Raw genomic sequence first — 16,493 nt, forward strand, 5'->3', positions numbered from 1 at the left:
GGGCCGGGCCGGCACCGGGGTCCGGGAGCGCCGGGGCGGCGCGGACGGCGGGCGGCCCGGGGCGGGCGGCGGCGGTGTGGGACACGCGCCGTAGATCTCCGCGGCCGTCCCCGCCAGCCGCAGACACGCCGGGCCGTCGAGAGCGGTGTGGTGCACGGTGAACAGCAGCACACAGCCCTCCCGGTCCGGCTCCCGGACCACTTCGAGCCGCAGCGGCGGCGAGGCCGTCAGCGCCGGGGCCCGCTCCAGTGCCCCGGCCCGCGCCCGCTCCAGTGCCCCGGGAGCGCACGGCGGGAAGGAGACCGGGTCCGTGTCCGGGCTCTCGGTCAGCTCCCACTCGTAACGCCGGGCGAACAGGCCCCGGGGCCGCTCCCGCATCAGCGCCCGGGGGTGCCGGGCGAGCGAGGCGGCGAACGCGGAGCGCAGCCGCTCCTCGTCGACCAGGCCCGGCAGCTGGATCTCGATGAGCACCGTGCTCGGCTCGGCGTCCTGCGCACAGTGCCGGGCCACCTCGTCGACGACCGGGAACGGCACCCGGGCGAGCCTCCCGGGCGGCTGCCCGCCGCCCGGGACCCGCTGGTGCTGCGTGGCCGCCATCAGGTGTCCCCTCCCTTCGCCGGGTGCTTGCCGTCGGCGGACAGCGTCCGGCCCGAGGGCGGTGCGGGCTGCGCCGGAAGCTGGAGCGTCCGCCCGTCCCCGGCGGCCGGGTCCGGCTCACCGCCGCCCCGGCCGACCCGGACCGCCCGCCTGCCGAGCGGCTCCCGGCCCACCGTGACCAGTGCGGCGAACAACGCGATCAGGGCGAGCAGTTGAGCGGTGGCACCGAACGCGCCCGCGCCCATTGCCGTACTCTCCCCGGTGCCCACCGCCGCGACGATCCCCGCGGCGGCCATCGCCGTGAACGCGACCGGCGCGAGCAGTCTCGGCCGGAAGTGCGCGAGCACGGCGAGGAGCGGAACAGCCACGGCGAGGGGACCCGCGATCACCACCCCCACCAGGGTGAGGGCGACCGTGCCCAGGACCAGCCCCGGCCCCGGCGGGACCGGCTGCTCCTCGGCCTCGTACGGTCCGGAGCCCCGGCGCGGTACGAAAGCGAGCGCCACGAGCGCCAGGAACAGCACACCCGCACCGATCAGACCCGCCCGGTAGATCTCGGCCGGTTCGTACTCCAGGGTGACCGTGCCACCCTCGCCCTCGGGCACCAGCCAGGCCTGCTGCCAGCCGTCGATCCGCAGCGGCGTCAGCTCCTTGCCGTCCAGGGTGGCCTTCCAGCCCTCGTTGTGGTTCTCGTGGATCTGGAGGTACGAGGCCTCGCCCGCACCGACGGAGACCGTGCGCCGGTCGCCTTCGCCCTGCTCGACATCCACCGTCCGCGGTGCCGCCGCCGCGGCCGCGGTGCTTCCGTTGCTCAGGGTGACGTCGGTGATGGCCAACGGGCCCGTGTCGCCCGCCTGGACCGTGGTGGACGAGGCGGCCAGCTCCACCTTGCTGTCCTTGGTGCACAGCGAGACCTGGATGGGCCGGCGCTGGGTCAGATCCCGCACCCGCCCTTCGGCCCGGGTCTCCAGATACGTACCGCCGACGGAGAGGACCGGACCCCTGCCGCACGGCAGGCTGAACTTCTGATCCGGCTTCGGCTGCGGCGAACGGAACTCCTCCAGCGCCGGGATGTAGACCTCGCTCAGCCCGACCGGCAGCTGCAACTGGCCGTCGGCCACCGGGTTGTGCACGGTCAGCGGCGCCTGGCGCGAGATGGTGATGTCCATCCGGTCGGTGTTGACGGGCGAGAAGCGGGCCATCCCGTTCTCGTCCACCGAGGCCACCGCCGTACCGTCCGGCGAACTGATCTGCACCTGCTCGGGCCGGGTGGACAGCCCCCCGGCCGCCGCGAAGACGATCTCGCCGACCGGCCTCTTCTCCGGCCAGGTCAGATGCAGTACGGGGCGTTCGCCCGCGATCCACGCCGTGGTCAGATCACCGTCGGTCAGGTTGCGGGGGCTGAGGTTCGTACCGAGCCGTGCCGTGGAGTCGGCACTCACCTCGATCCTGTCCCGCTCCCCGGTCAGCTCGAACAGCAGCTTGTCGAGCGCCTCGCCGGGCACCGGCAGCGCGCTCGCCGAGACCGTGTACTCGCCCGCCTCCTGTGCGGTGAACTGCCGGCTCAGCCCGACCTCGGCGGCCACGGACGACAGACCGCCCGGGTCACTGCCCCGCCGCAGTGAGAACATCGTCGAGTCCGCACCCTCGCGCGGCGCGTCGTTCGGCAGCTCCAGCATCCGGGTCACCTGTACGCCGGGGATGGCGATGTCGGTGAACCCGGCGCCGCTGAGTCCGGGGCGCCCCTGCTGGGAATCCAGGATCGTCACCTTCAGCCAGGCCGCCTGCCCGGCGGGAGCGGCCACCTGCTGCGCCGAGCCGTCCGGCCGCAGCGGGCTGTCCTTGAAGCCCCGGTCGGTCTGCACCCGGATCACGGTCGCCGCGGCCCGCATGTTCCCGCTGGGCAGCGGAGTCACCTGGAGGGAGCTCGGCAGCTCCGTCGGGGTGGCGAAGTCGACCCGCACCCACTCACCCTCGGGAGAGCCGGGGGACCCCTCCGCCCAGCCGGTCTCCGGATTGCCATCGAACGCGTTGACCGGGTCGTACTGCGGCAGATGGAACAGCCAGTTGCCCACCGACGACGCACTGACCGACTTCGCGCCCCGGAGTACCGCCGTCGTCTGGTGCTTCGCCCCGGAGGTCGGCAGGATCTGCCGGGGTTCGCGGCCCGGATCCTGCACCGCGCCCACGGCGTTGCGCTCATCGACGGTGTACGTGTACGAGGTGTTGGAGTTGACCAGACCGAACCGGGTGTCGGCGCGGCGCAGCCCGTCGCCCGCCGCGTACAACGACGGCCGTCCCAGGCCCGGGTGCGCGTCACCGGCCAGCACGGCCGGCCGGCCGTCCAGCGCACCGGTCGCCGACAGCGGCAGCAGCGACTCGGGGCCGCCGCTCACCACGGCCGTCGAGGCGACCGGGGTCGCTTCCGCCCGTCCCGGACGCTCGGTCCCGGCGGGCGGCCGGTAGATCTCCACCGCCTGCTGCCGCGGATACAGGCCCTCGATCTGCACGGGGGTGTCCGCCGCGATCCGGCCGCCGGTCATCACCGGCCCGTAGCCCTTCACCCGCCGGTAGCCGGACGCCTCCAGGGTGCGCTTCACCGTAGTGGTGGGGACGTACCCCAACTGGTCCGGGTCCAGGTCGTTGCGGACCACCACATAGTGCAGCCCGGCCCGGTTCAGGTACCCGCTCAGCCCGGGAACCTCGCCCCCGGAGGTCAGCGCCTGCTCGACGGCGTCCATCGCCCGCCGGTTGCCGGGCGTGCCGAAGGGGACGTAATCCCGTTGCGCGTAGGGCGAGTTCGCCAGCACGTCCAGTGGCTGGTCGATGGGGGAGCCCCAGGTGTAGATGCCGTGCGCGGTCGCCGGGACGACCAGGGCGCGGTCATGGGGCGAATTGTCCTTGAGCCAACCACCGGTCTTCTTCCAGTAGTCGGGCAGCTCCTTGAACGAACCCGGTTGCAGGATGGAGCCGTTGACGTACGGCCAGGCCAGACCGGGCAGCACGATCACGGCGGCGATCACCGGCGCGAGGCGGCGCATCCGGGCCGGGTCGCGGTCCCGGCGGGCGGCCGCCAGAGCGGCGACGGCGGTGATGTGCGTCAGGCCCAGGGCCAGCGCCAGCGCCAGACCCGTCTGGAACTTGTAGATGTTCCTGAAGGGCACCAGCCAGGTGTCCAGCCAGTCCTGCACGGTTCCGTGGAACAGCCCGCCCAGCGCACCGCCGTACCCGGCGAGCGTGATGAGCGCGACGGACAGGACGGTCAGCACCAGCCAGCGGCGTTCGGGCAGATCCCGCCGGGCAAGACCCGCGAGTCCCAGGGCGGCGGCGAGCGCCGAGCACAGGACGGTGAGGGTCGCGGTCGCGACGGTCCACCCGGCCGGGAGCCAGGCCTCGCCGAAGTTCAGATAGCCCACCCAGTTGCCGGCGCCGCGCAGCGCTTCGGTCGCCGACATGGTGGTCGTGGTGGTGTACGAGGACTCCACGTACGGCATGAAGTTCTCGCCGAAGGTCCCCAGCAGCAGCAGTGGAACGATCCACCAGGCGGTCGCCATGACCACGCCCGGTATCCACCAGGCGAGCAGTGCGCGCTTGCGTGGTCCGGGGGGCCGGGACAGCAGATACAGCCCGACCGGCAGCAGCGAGGCCAGTGTGGAGGCGGCGTTTACCCCGCCCATCAGCGGGATCAGCAGCGCGGACCGGGCCGCCGCGATCCTCGGCGCCAGGCGCGGGTCCGTCAGCGGCAGCAGCACCCACGGCAGCAGGGCGCCCGGCAGCGCGGCCGCGGACGTCGAACCCACGACGATGGTGTACGTCGGCCACAGCGCGTAGACGACGGCGCCCAGCAGCCGGGTGGCCGAGGAGCCCACCCGCAGCCGCTCCGCCAGCCGCAGCGCACCCCAGAAGGCGGTCGCCACGATCAGCGACAGCCACAGCCGCTCCGCGAGCCAGGTGGGCACCTTCAGCAGGTCGGCGGCCCCGTAGTACGGCAGCATCGGGACGAGATAGCCGATGTACTGGTCGGCGATGCCGCCGAACCCGGCCCGGCTGTGCCACAGCTCGCCCAGGTCACCGAGGAACCGGCGGGGGGCCGTGACGACGCCGAGCTTGGTGTCGAACGTCATCCGCCCGGGCGACACCGCCAGGAACGCCAGGAAGACGACGGCCCAGAACCCCAGGAGCCAGCGCCGCGACCGCGGCTGCGGCAGGCCGCCAGCAGGGACGGAGGGCTCGGGACCCGGGCCGTCCGGGGCGGCGGGCCGGGGTGGGTGGACAGCGCTGGTCATGAACACCGCCGGAGGATGAGGAGGAGGTTCCAGGTGGCGAATTCCCGCAGTACGGGGACCCGCGGCACGAGCTGGGGAAGGACGGGCCAGTAGCGCGAGCGTGCGGAGACGACGGACACATCGGTACGGGCCCGGACATGGCGCAGCGTCTCGCCGACGCCGATCCGGAAGAGGTTCTCGCCGAGCCGGTGCTTGGCGGGGGAGCCGGTGCGCCGCTCGTAGCGGCCACGGGCGCGCTCGGCGCCGAGATAGTGCCAGGGCGCCCACTCATGGCCGCCCCAGGGGGAGAGCCAGTTGGTGAACGACACGTAGATCAGCCCGCCGGGACGTGTCACCCGCGCCATCTCGCTGAGAAAGGTGTGCGGATCGGCGACGTGCTCCAGCACATTGGAGGAGAAGCAGACGTCGGCCGCGCCGTCGGCGAGCGGCAGCAGATAGCCGTCGGCGACGACGGTGTCCGCGCGCTGCCCCGGGCCGAGCTCCGAGGCGTCCGGCTCGAAGAGATAGCCGTGCGCACCGCGCCGCCGGAACTCCCGGGTGAAGTAGCCGTCGCCGCCGCCGATGTCCACGACGACCTTGCCCCGGAGCGGACCGTGCCGCTCCACCTGGTCCGCCGCATCGCGGGCCAGCAGGGTGTACGCCGTCGCCGGGTCGCCCTGTTCCCGCAGGAAGGCGCGGAACAGGGCGGCCGAGCGCCGGAAGGAAGGGTCTTTCACGCGCTCGCACCGATCGCCGGGGTGCTCGCGCCGCTGGTCGCCTCGGCGGCGACCGCCATGAACTGGCGCACGCTGGAGGTCCACCGGAACGCGGCCGCGCGTTCCCGGGCCGCCTTCCCCATCGCCTCGCGCCGCTCGTCGTCCAGCGCCAGCGCGCACCAGGCCGCGGCGAAGGAGGACGCACCCCGGGCCAGGATGCCGGTGACCCCGTCCTCGACGGAGTCGCGCAGCCCCGGCACGTCGAAGCCCAGCGTCGGGGTGGAGCGCGCACCGGCCTCCGTGACGACCAGCCCCCACCCCTCCACGGCCGCCGGATGCAGCAGCATCCACGCGGCGCAGAGCAGCCGGTGCTTCTCGGCCTCGGTGACATGACCGGCGAACTCCACCCCCGGTCCGGCCAGCCGTTCCAGCCGGGCGCGCTCGGGGCCGTCGCCCACGATGACGAGACGGCCGCCGGTGACCGGCCGGACCCGTTCCCACAGCTGGAGCAGCAGGTCGATGCGCTTGTAGTCGACGAGCCGGCCCAGCGCCAGGAAGAGCGGGGTCCCGGACCGGTCGCTCTGCGGGCTCGGCTCCTCGACACCGTTGTGCACCACCCGTATCCGCCGGTCGGGCACGCCCAGCTCGCGCAGGGCGCCCGCCGTGGACGGGGACACGGCGATCATCAGGTGGTCGCGGTAGGCGCGGGACAGCGCCCAGTGCTCCAGCCGCCGCCCGGCACGGGCCACCGGCGTGGGGAAACGCATGTCCCACAGGTCGGTGTGCACATGGTTGACGAGGCACACGGTGGGCCCGCGATGCCACAGGGGGGCCAGATACGGCATGCCGTTGCAGACCTCGACCAGCAGATCGCAGTCGCCGACCTGACGGGCGAACGCGGAACGCGCACCGAGGTAGTGCCCCAGCGTGCTGCCCGCCGAGACGACCCGGTAGGGCCTGCGGGCGGCCTGGCCGCCGCACAGGAGCGTCACGTCATGGCCCTCCTCGGTGAGGCCCAGGGCAAGCCGGTCGATCAGCAGCTCGGAGCCGCCGGCGGCCGGATTGCCCAGGTCGCGGTGGGCGAGGAACACGATGCGTCTGGGAGCGGCCGGGACCCTGGAGGACGTCGGGCCCTGACCCTGGCGCGTGGCTGCGTCGAGCAGTGGGGGAGGTACGTGCTGGGGCATGGGCGCTCCAACTCGGCTCTGGGTGCGGGGACTCGGGGATGAGCGGTACGAGGGGGGAGGGGAACCGCGGAAAGAGGGGAGAAGCGGCGGAGGGGCGAACCGGAGAGGGCGGGGAAGGAAGGGGTGGTGTACGCGAACGACGGAACGGAAGGGCGAGACCGGGGGGCCGTGCTCTGGTGGGGATAGACAGTTTTCGGCACGGGTTACCGCCCGGCTACTCACCGGCGCAACAACTTGCGAGTAACTCAGGTGCGCATACTCGTCATCATGTGAGTGCTCGGGGCCTCCGGCTCCGTCCGCCGCCCCCGCACGACGAGGACGACCCCCGCCGCCGTGAGTACGCCCCCGAGCCCGGCCGCCCCGATCGGCACGGTCTCACCGAGCATCGCCAGCCGGTCGCTGTCCGCCGAGGCGAGCGCGACCTGCTTCTCCTGGGTCTCCTTGGTGAACTCCACCCGCATGCTCTCCAGCAGCACCACGGCGTCCCTCTCCGAGCCCGGTGCGCGCAGCGTCTTCTTCGGCCCGATCGCCGCGTTGATGATGCGGCCGGTACGCCGGTCCACGACCAGCTCGATGCCGCTGTTGGAATACCACTCCTCGGCCAGCACCTGGGGCGTCTTCTTCCGGCCCACGAGCACGCCGGGCACCTGGCGCACCCCGGTCCTGGTGGGCTCGACCCGGCCCTTGAAGAGGTAGCCCGAGTAGCCCTGGACCTCCTGCTCACCCGCGTAGGAGAGCCGCACCACCCCGCCGAGCGTGCTGTCCCACCAGCGGTAGGCGCGCTTCTCGACGTCGAAGGGAAACTTCAGGTACGCCTCCCCGTCGAATGTCGGGGACTCCTCGCAGCAGTGCACCGGCTCGTTCGTCGTCCGGTTGGTCACCCAGCGTTCCAGCGTCCACTGGAGGGCGTCGCGGGGATCGGCGGCGGGCAGCGTCCCGTCGTGGTCCACGGAGGTGGACACGTCCCAGACGGCGTTGCCGCTCTTCTCGCTGTCGGCCACGTCCCCGCGCACCTGCCGGGTGATCGTGATCGTCTCGCCGTCGACCGTCTCCACCTCGCCGGTGTCGAAAAAGCTGCCGGTCCCGGTGAAGACGGTGGTGGTGTCGATGTCGATCGGGGTGCGCTTGGCCTGCGGCTGGACGTACCAGACGAGCAGCGGCGCGAGCACGAGCAGGAAGACCCCCGCCCCCAGCAGGACGAGCGAGAGGGGTGAAGTATTGCGGCGCATCCGGGCACTCCTGGGTCGAATCTCTTCGCGGAGGTGCACGGGCCCCGGGCCGGTCAGCCCTTGATTGGCGTGAACAGTAGGCAAGGCCTTGACGAGATGTCAATGACCTGTCGACACTGTGTGCCAGCCGGAGGGGCCCGGCTCACGGGGTGGGGATCGCCTCCAGCAAGGAGCTGACCCGACTATGCGCAGACTCATCGCCGCTCTTGTCACCGCTCTGGCGGCCGCGGCGCTCGCCGTAGGTGCGGCGGTCGGTGTCGTGGCACTGCTCGACGCCACCCCCGACCAGCCCAATACACCGCTGATCAGCTACGACACCGCACCGGCCGCCCCATGACGCGCACGGCCTGGCAGGAGGTGCCCCGGCCGAAACTGGACCGTTTCGCCGCCATCGCCCTGTCCGAGGCCCCGGAACTCGCGCAGACGATCCTGCACGCGATCCGCCGGGACTACCCCTATCTCCACCTGGTCGAGGACGAGTCCGGGGAGCCCCTGGCCCTGGTCGGCATCCGCCGCGCCATCGAGGGCTTCGTCCACAACCTCACCTCCGGTGCGCACCCCCGGGTGCCGCCGGAGATGTTCCAGGAGTTCGGGCGGGGCGAAGGGCTTGAGGGCCGCAGCCTCGACTCGCTCCAGGCCATCTACCGCCTCGGCGTGAGGCTCACCTGGCGCAGGTTCGCCGAGATCGGACAGCAGATCGACATCGCCGCACCCGCCATGTACGAGCTCGCCGAATCGGGATTCGAGTATCTGGACGGACTCGTGGAACAGTCGGTACGGGGCTACGCCGAGGCGGCGGCCCGGCGCGCCAGCGAACGCCTCCGCCTCCAGCGCCAGCTGATCGAGATGCTGCTCATGGAGCACCGGGCCGAATCGACCCGGACCCTGGCCGAGCGGGCCGCCCGGATCGGCTGGGAGCTTCCCGAGACGATCGCGGTGGGCGTCCTCATCCGCCCCGCCCGGGAAGCGGTGGCCCCGGCGGTCGGCCAGGGCATCCTGCTGGACATGGAGAGCGAGCAGCCGCGCATCGTCATCCCGGACCCGGACACGGCGGGCCGCGCGGAGACCCTGCGACGGGCCACGGCCGGCTGGTCAGGGGCGATCGGGCCGCCGGTCCCGCTGGCGTCCGCGGCGACGTCGTTGCGCTGGGCGGAGACGGCGGTCCAGCTGATCAAGAAGGACCTGCTGCCGCAGGGGGAGGTGCTGCACTGCACCGAGCGCACGGAGGAGCTGGTGCTGCTGCCCGCCCAGGAGCTGACCGACGCGTCCGCCCGCCGCTGCCTCGCCCCGCTGGACGGCCTCAGCCCGACCCAGACCCGGCGCCTGGCCGAGACCCTGCTCGCCTGGATCGAGACCTCCGGCGGCGCACCCGAGGTGGCCACCCGGCTCGGCATCCACCCCCAGACGGCCCGCTACCGGCTCCGGCAGATCCGTGAGCTGTGGGGCGACGCGATCGACGAACCGGACCAGCGCTTCGAGATGCTCCTCGTGCTCCGCTCCCAGCGGCTGCGGGGCGATCTGGCACCCGTCCAGGGCTGAGACCGCAACCGCCGCGGCCCCCGCGTCCGGGGCCGCGGGCGCCCCGGTGTGCCCGCGGGGGCTCGGGCCCGGGCTCAGACCGGGGTGACGTACGCCCCGGCGATCCCCCCGTCGACCAGGAAGTCCGTGGCGTTCACGAACGAGGAGTCGTCGCTCGCCAGGAAGGCGACGGCGGCGGCGATCTCGGTCGGCTCGGCGAACCGGCCCACCGGAATGTGCACAAGACGCCGCGCGGCTCGCTCCGGGTCCTTGGCGAACAGCTCCTGGAGCAGCGGGGTGTTGACCGGCCCCGGGCAGAGCGCGTTGACGCGGATGCCGTCGCGCGCGAACTGCACCCCCAGCTCGCGCGACATCGCCAGCACCCCGCCCTTGGACGCGGTGTAGGAGATCTGCGAGGTGGCCGCACCCATCCGGGCCACGAACGAGGCCGTGTTGATGATGGAACCCCTGCCCTGGGCCCGCATGTAGGGGATGGCCGCCTTGCAGCAGAGGTAGACGGAGGTCAGGTTGACCTCCTGCACCCGCCGCCAGGCCTCAAGACCGGTCTCCAGGATCGAGTCGTCCTCCGGCGGGGAGATCCCCGCGTTGTTGAACGCGATGTCCACCGAGCCGTAGGTGTCGAACGCCGCCTTGAACAGGGCGTCCACCTGCTCGGCGTCGGTGACGTCCGTACGGACGAAGAGCCCGGCGGCCTCCTCGGCGGCGGCCTTGCCGCGCTCCTCGTCCACGTCGGCGCAGACGACATGGGCGCCCTCGGCGGCCAGTCGCCGCACGGTGGCCAGTCCGATGCCGCTGCCGGCTCCGGTGACGACGGCGGTGCGGCCGACCAGGCGGCGGCAGACAGAAGACGTGTCGGTCATGGTGCTCAGGCCTCCGTGCTGATGAAGACGTTCTTGGTTTCGGTGAAGGCGGCCAGGGCGTCGGGGCCGAGCTCACGGCCCAGACCCGACTGCTTGTAACCGCCGAAAGGGGTCGAATAGCGCACGCTGGAGTGCGAGTTGACGGACAGGTTGCCCGCCCGCAGACCCTGGCCGACGCGGAGCGCGCGGCCGATGTCCCGGGTCCAGACCGAGCCCGCCAGCCCGTAGTCGGTCGCGTTGGCGAGGCGCACGGCGTCCTGTTCGTCCTCGAACGGCAGGACCACCGCGACCGGCCCGAAGACCTCCTCGACGGCCACCGGCGCATCGGGCGAGACCCCGGCGAGGACGGTCGGCGGATACCAGAACCCGGGCCCCTCGGGCGCCTTGCCGAGGAAGGTACGTACGCCGTCGGCGCCCCGGCCGCCGTCGACGAACCCCGCCACCCGGTCCCGCTGGACGGCCGAGATCAGCGGGCCCATCTGGGTCCTCTCGTCGGCCGGGTCGCCCACCACGACGGCGGCCACGGCGGGGACGAGCAGGTCGAGGAAGCGGTCGTACACGGACCGCTCGACCAGGATGCGGGTGCGGGCACAGCAGTCCTGGCCCGCGTTGTCCAGGAAGGACAGGGGGGCGGCGGCCGCCGCGGCCGCCACGTCGGCGTCCGCGAAGACGAGGTTGGGACTCTTGCCGCCCAGCTCCAGGGTGAGCCGCTTCACGCGCTCGGCGCACCGGGTCATGATGTGCTTCCCGGTCCGGGTGGAGCCGGTGAAGACGATCTTCGCGACGCCTGGGTGCTCGACCAGGGCGCTCCCGGCCACCGGCCCCTCGCCGGGCAGCACCTGGAAGAGACCCTCGGGAAGACCTGCCTCCAGGGCGAGTTCGGCCAGCCGGAGAGCGGTCAGCGGGGTCGTCTCGGCGGGCTTGAGGAGGACGGCGTTGCCCGCGGCGAGCGCCGGGGCCAGCCCCCAGGCGGCGATCGGCATCGGGAAGTTCCACGGGGCGATCACACCGATGACGCCGAGCGGCTCCAGGACCGTGAAGTCGATGCCACCCGCCACCGGGATCTGCCGGCCGAGCAGCCGCTCCGCCCCGCCCGCGCTGTAGTCGAGGAGATCGCGGACGTTGCCCGCCTCCCAACGGGCGTTGCCGATGGTGTGGCCCGCCTCGCGGACCTCCAACTGGGCCAGTTCCTCGATGTGTTCGTCGACGACGGCGGCGAAGCGGCGTAGCAGCCGGGCCCGGTCGGCGGGCGCGGCGGCCGCCCAGGGGCGCTGGGCGGCGGCGGCGCGGGTGACGGCCGCGTCCACGTCGGCGGCGGAGGCGGCGGGGACGGTGGCGATGAGCTCGGCGGTCGCCGGGTTGAGGACATCCAGGGTGGGCTGGGACACGTACGGACCTCGATCGGGAGTGGTCGTGGTGACGGGCGGGTCAGAGGCGTTCGAAGGAGCGGCGCAGCTCCCAGTCGGTCACCGCCGCGTCGTACGCGGCGAGTTCGACGCGGGCCATGTTGAGGTAGTGCGCCACGACCTCCTCGCCGAACGCCTCCTTGGCGATGGGGCTGGCCTCCCACAGCTCGGCCGCCTCGCGCAGGGTCGTCGGCACCTGGTCGTAGTCCCCGGTGTACGCGTTGCCCGTGCAGGCCTCGGGGAGCGGCAGCCGTTGCTGGACCCCGTACAGGCCGGCGGCGACCAGTCCGGCCACCGCGAGGTGCGGGTTGACGTCGCCGCCGGGCAGCCGGTTCTCGAAGCGCGTCGAGCGCCCGTGGCCGACGACCCGTAGGGCGCAGGTGCGGTTGTCGACGCCCCAGGCGACGGCGGTGGGGGCGAAGGAGCCGGGCTGGAAGCGTTTGTAGGAGTTGATGTTGGGCGCGTAGAGGAGGGAGAAGTCCCGCAGGGCGGCCAGCTGACCGGCCAGGAAGTGGCGCATCAGCTCCGACATGCCGTCCGGGCCGTCCCCCGCCATCGCGTTCTCGCCGTTCTCGTCGGTGAGCGAGAGGTGGATGTGGCAGGAGTTGCCCTCGCGCTCGTCGTACTTGGCCATGAAGGTCAGCGACACGCCTTCCTGGGCCGCGATCTCCTTGGCGCCCGTCTTGTAGACGGCGTGCTGGTCGCAGGTGGTCAGCGCCTCGTCGTAACGGAAGACGATCTCGTGCTGGCCCGGATTGCACTCGCCCTTGGCGGACTCGACGGTCAGCCCGGCCTCCTGCATCTCGTTGCGGATGCGGCGCAGCAGCGGCTCGATGCGGCCGGTGCCGAGGATCGAGTAGTCGATGTTGTACTGGTTGGCCGGGGTGAGTCCGCGGTAGTCGCGGTCCCAGGCCTCCTCGTAGCTGTCCCGGAAGACGATGAACTCCAGCTCCGTGCCGACCTGCGCCGTGTAGCCGAGCTCCGCCAGCCGGTCGAGCTGGCGGCGCAGGATCTGGCGCGGCGCGGCCACGACCGGGCTGCCGTCGTGCCAGGCCAGATCCGCGATCAGCAGGGCCGTGCCCTCGTGCCAGGGGACGGGGCGCAGGGTGGCGGCGTCCGGGACCATGCCGAAGTCGCCGTAGCCGTTCTCCCACGAGGACATCGCATAGCCGTCGACGGTCCGCATCTCGGTGTCCACTGCCAGCAGGTAGTTGCAGCCCTCGGTACCGTGCTCCAGCACCTCGTCCAGGAAGAACCCGGCCGCGAACCGCTTCCCCTGGAGCCGCCCCTGCATGTCCGGGAAGGCCAGCACCACGGTGTCTATCGACCCGTCCGCGACGCGTGAGCGGAGCTCGTCGACGCCGAGCGGGGGTGTGCGGTCTGCCACGGGATGCCTCCTTGGGTGAACCGGGAGCCATAAGGTATGACAGAGAACCATTGCTTGGGAAGGGGATTCGCCAGTGGTCACCAGAAGGAGAACCGACGGCACCCGTCCGGCGGTCGAGGAGGGCGCTCCCGGTGCCGGCGGAGCGGTGGCGGGCGGGGGAGCGGCCAAGGGCGGCTCCGGCCCGCTGGCCTCCGTCCTGCGGCCCGTGCGCGCGGGCAACGGCTTCGAGGAGACCCTTGAGCAGGTCCTGCAACTGCTCCGCCTCGGCCTCGTCCCGCCCGGCGGCCGGCTGCCCGCCGAGCGCGAACTCGCCCAGCACCTGGGCGTCAGCCGGGTAACCCTGCGCGAGGTGCTCAAGGTCCTCCAGGACCAGGGCATGGTGGAGAGCCGGCGCGGCCGCTACGGCGGGACGTTCGTCCTGCCGCGCACCAGTGGCGCCGACGGCAGCGACGAACTGCGGCGCCGGGTGGCGGCCGTCGACGTGGAGGACACCCTGCGCTTCCGCGAGGTCCTGGAGACCGGGGCCGCCGGGCTCTGCGCCGACGGCCTCGCGGCGGACGGGGCCGCCCGGCTGCGGGCGGCCCTGGAAGCCACCCAGGGTGCCCGGCTGGATGACTACCGCCGTCAGGACACCCTGCTCCACCTCACCCTCGCCGAGCTCTCCGGCTCCCGCTCGCTCGCGGCCCGGTACGCCTCCGTCCGGGCGACCCTCAACGAACTGCTCGACTGCATCCCCCTGCTGGTGCGCAACCTGGAGCACTCCCAGCAGCAGCACGCGGCCGTCGTCGAGGCGGTGCTCGACCGGGACGCGGAGGCGGCCCGCGAGATGATGCGCGAGCACTGCGGCGGTACGGCGGCGCTGCTGCGCGGCTTCCTGGCCTGAGACCCGGGAAGCGAATCCGTAACCGCTCTTTGACGCACGCCCCTTGCCATGCGTCCCGATGTTCCACAAAGGTGTGCCGACGAACCTTTGATCGACGCAGTTCCACCGGTGAAGTCGACACACATCTGGAGCACCTGATGGCTCAGGAAACCGAAACACCCGCAGGTCCACCCGGCGACGCGAGTACGGGAACGGCCGACGCCTCCGGCACCACCGCGTATCTCCACCGCCGGACCCTGCGCCGGGGCAGCGCCGGGTGGCTGCTGCTGACCGGGCTCGGCGTCGCCTATGTCGTCTCCGGCGACTTCTCCGGCTGGAACATCGGCCTCTCCAAGGGAGGCTTCGGCGGACTCGCCGTCGCCACACTCCTCATGGGCGTCATGTACGCCTGCCTCGTCTTCGCCCTGGCCGAACTCTCCGCCATCCTCCCCACGGCGGGCGGCGGCTACGGATTCGCCCGGCGCGCGCTCGGCACCTGGGGCGGCTTCCTCACCGGCACGGCCATCCTCATCGAGTACATCCTCGCCCCGGCCGCCATCTCCCTCTTCATCGGCGACTACGTCGAGTCGCTCGGCCTGTTCGGGCTCACCTCCGGCTGGCCCGTCTACCTCGCCTGTTTCGCGATCTTCATCGGCATCCACCTCTGGGGCGTCGGCGAGGCACTGCGCTTCAGCCTGGTGGTGACCGCCATCGCGGTGGCGGCCCTCCTCATCTTCGCCGTCGGCGCGTTCACCGAGTTCGACGCGGGACGCCTCAACGACATCCCGGCGGACGCCTCCGCCTTCGGCTCCTCCTCGTGGCTGCCGTACGGACTCCTCGGCATCTGGGCCGCCTTCCCCTTCGGCATGTGGTTCTTCCTCGGCGTGGAGGGCGTGCCGCTCGCGGCCGAGGAGGCCAAGGACCCGGTCCGCTCGATGCCGAAGGCTCTGGCCATCTCGCTCGCCGTGCTGGTCTTCCTCGCCCTCATCACCTTCGTCTCCGCCACCGGCGCCCAGGGCGCCAACGCCATCAAGGAGGCCGGGAACCCGCTGGTGGTCGCGCTCCAGGGCAGCGGCGAGCCGACCGTCCTGAGCCGCTTCGTCAACTACGCGGGCCTCGCGGGCCTGGTCGCCTCCTTCTTCTCCCTGATCTTCGCGGGCTCCCGTCAGCTGTTCGCCCTCTCCCGGGCGGGCTACCTCCCCCGCTTCCTCTCCCTGACCAACCACCGCAAGTCCCCCTACCTCGGGCTGCTGATCCCCGGAGCCATCGGGTTCACGCTCGCCGCCTGGAGCGGCAACGGCGGCCGGATGCTGAACGTCGCCGTCTTCGGTGCCACCATCAGCTACGCCCTCATGGCCCTCTCCCATATCGTGCTGCGCCGCCGCGAACCGGACCTGCCACGCCCCTACCGCACCCCCGGCGGCGCCCTCACCTCCTCGGTCGCCTTCGTTCTGGCATGCTCGGCGCTGGTGGCGACCTTCCTGGTGGACCGCGACGCGGCCTTCATCGCGCTCGGTGTGTACGCGGTGGCGCTCGCCTACTTCGCCTTCTACAGCCGCCACCGCCTGGTCGCCGGAGCGCCGGAGGAGGAGTTCGCCGCCCTCGCGGCGGCCGAGGCGGAACTCGCCCGCCACTGAACCCGTCCGCACCCTTGCGGCCGTCGACGCGATCCCCCCGACCCGAAGGAGTACGTTCCATGTCCCGGCCCGTCATCGGCATCAGCACCTACCAGGACCCGGCCCGCTGGGGTGTGTGGGAGATGCCCGCGGTGCTGCTGCCCGCCGCTTATCCGCGCCTCGTCCGGGCGGCGGGCGGCCTCGCGGTCCTGCTCCCGCCCGATGACGCGGCGGACGCGGCCCGGGAGACCGTCGCGGCCCTGGACGGACTGGTCATCGCGGGCGGCGCGGACGTCGAACCGGCCCGCTACGGCGCGGCCCCCGACCCCCGTACCGGCCCCCCGGCCCGCGAACGCGACGCCTGGGAACTGGCCCTGATCGGGGCCGCGATCGAGCAGCGCATCCCGCTGCTCGGCATCTGCCGCGGTATGCAGCTGCTGAACGTCGCCCGCGGCGGCACCCTGCACCAGCACCTCGACGACCACACCGGCGGCCCCGGCGTCTTCGGCCGCCACCCGGTGACCCCGGTACCCGGTACGGCGTACGCGGACGCCGTACCGGAGACGGCCGTGGTGCCCGCGTACCACCACCAGGCGGTCGACCGCCTGGGCGCGGGCCTGACTGCCTCCGCCCACGCCCCGGACGGAACGGTGGAGGCCCTGGAGCTCCCCGGCCACGAAAGCCTGGTGCTCGGCGTCCAGTGGCACCCCGAGATGGGCGAGGACACCCGGGTCATGACGGCCCTGGTCGAGGCGGCCCGCCGCGGCTCGCGCACACCGGGTGCCGGAGCACCCGCCGATGTGGCGGTCGCCGTCTCCTGACGCGACCG

Annotated in this window: 12 protein-coding genes and 1 pseudogene; 5 read left to right on the plus strand and 8 right to left on the minus strand. The window is 72.5% G+C overall.

Going from position 1 to position 16,493, the window contains the following annotated elements:
- The 5 genes and pseudogenes from CIB93_RS18125 to CIB93_RS18145 all read right to left on the minus strand — a co-directional run.
- Window positions 1–597, minus strand: a pseudogene (locus CIB93_RS18125) (condensation protein); the annotation flags it as partial.
- Window positions 597–4,883, minus strand: a complete 4,287-nt coding sequence (locus tag CIB93_RS18130; RefSeq protein ID WP_179500154.1) for an alpha-(1->3)-arabinofuranosyltransferase family protein — start codon at window positions 4,881–4,883, stop codon at window positions 597–599. The gene CIB93_RS18130 and the pseudogene CIB93_RS18125, both read right to left, overlap by 1 nt.
- Complete coding sequence (locus tag CIB93_RS18135) at window positions 4,880–5,599, minus strand: bifunctional 2-polyprenyl-6-hydroxyphenol methylase/3-demethylubiquinol 3-O-methyltransferase UbiG (protein WP_096628020.1); 720 nt, start codon at window positions 5,597–5,599, stop codon at window positions 4,880–4,882. Before CIB93_RS18135 ends, CIB93_RS18130 begins: the two co-directional genes overlap by 4 nt.
- Window positions 5,596–6,765, minus strand: a complete 1,170-nt coding sequence (locus tag CIB93_RS18140; protein WP_096628022.1) for a glycosyltransferase family 4 protein — start codon at window positions 6,763–6,765, stop codon at window positions 5,596–5,598. Before CIB93_RS18140 ends, CIB93_RS18135 begins: the two co-directional genes overlap by 4 nt.
- 245 nt (window positions 6,766–7,010) lie before the next feature.
- Window positions 7,011–7,994 carry a DUF3068 domain-containing protein gene (locus tag CIB93_RS18145; protein WP_096628023.1) on the minus strand — a complete coding sequence of 328 codons (984 nt, stop codon included), beginning with the start codon at window positions 7,992–7,994 and terminating at the stop codon, window positions 7,011–7,013.
- A gap of 184 nt (window positions 7,995–8,178) precedes the next feature.
- On the opposite strand from CIB93_RS18145, the gene CIB93_RS37965 reads away from it, so the two are divergent.
- Complete coding sequence (locus CIB93_RS37965) at window positions 8,179–8,331, plus strand: hypothetical protein (protein WP_179500155.1); 153 nt, start codon at window positions 8,179–8,181, stop codon at window positions 8,329–8,331.
- Window positions 8,328–9,533 (plus strand): helix-turn-helix domain-containing protein, encoded by a 1,206-nt coding sequence (locus tag CIB93_RS18150; RefSeq protein ID WP_096628025.1) that lies wholly within the window; start codon window positions 8,328–8,330, stop codon window positions 9,531–9,533. Before CIB93_RS37965 ends, CIB93_RS18150 begins: the two co-directional genes overlap by 4 nt.
- A 74-nt stretch (window positions 9,534–9,607) precedes the next feature.
- Here CIB93_RS18150 and CIB93_RS18155 read toward each other — a convergent pair whose 3' ends face one another.
- From CIB93_RS18155 to CIB93_RS18165, 3 genes are read right to left on the minus strand one after another with little or no spacing between them, the layout of a single operon-like run.
- Window positions 9,608–10,393, minus strand: a complete 786-nt coding sequence (locus tag CIB93_RS18155; protein ID WP_096628026.1) for a 3-oxoacyl-ACP reductase — start codon at window positions 10,391–10,393, stop codon at window positions 9,608–9,610.
- A 5-nt stretch (window positions 10,394–10,398) separates the two neighbouring features.
- Window positions 10,399–11,781, minus strand: a complete 1,383-nt coding sequence (locus CIB93_RS18160; RefSeq protein ID WP_096628028.1) for an aldehyde dehydrogenase — start codon at window positions 11,779–11,781, stop codon at window positions 10,399–10,401.
- Window positions 11,782–11,821: 40 nt separating this feature from the next.
- Complete coding sequence (locus CIB93_RS18165) at window positions 11,822–13,186, minus strand: glutamine synthetase family protein (RefSeq protein ID WP_096628029.1); 1,365 nt, start codon at window positions 13,184–13,186, stop codon at window positions 11,822–11,824.
- 73 nt (window positions 13,187–13,259) lie between these two features.
- Here CIB93_RS18165 and CIB93_RS18170 point away from each other — a divergent pair, with 73 nt between their 5' ends.
- The 3 genes from CIB93_RS18170 (at window position 13,260) to CIB93_RS18180 (ending at window position 16,485) form a co-directional block, all read left to right on the plus strand.
- Window positions 13,260–14,069, plus strand: a complete 810-nt coding sequence (locus CIB93_RS18170; RefSeq protein WP_373558767.1) for a FadR/GntR family transcriptional regulator — start codon at window positions 13,260–13,262, stop codon at window positions 14,067–14,069.
- Window positions 14,070–14,206: 137 nt separating this feature from the next.
- Window positions 14,207–15,685, plus strand: coding sequence for an ethanolamine permease (eat, locus tag CIB93_RS18175; RefSeq protein WP_096628031.1), 1,479 nt, complete (start codon window positions 14,207–14,209; stop codon window positions 15,683–15,685).
- 59 nt (window positions 15,686–15,744) lie between these two features.
- Window positions 15,745–16,485, plus strand: a complete 741-nt coding sequence (locus CIB93_RS18180) for a gamma-glutamyl-gamma-aminobutyrate hydrolase family protein (protein WP_096628032.1) — start codon at window positions 15,745–15,747, stop codon at window positions 16,483–16,485.
- Window positions 16,486–16,493 lie beyond the last annotated feature (8 nt).

The organism is Streptomyces sp. WZ.A104 (assembly GCF_002382885.1).
In the GTDB taxonomy this organism is placed as follows: domain Bacteria; phylum Actinomycetota; class Actinomycetes; order Streptomycetales; family Streptomycetaceae; genus Streptomyces.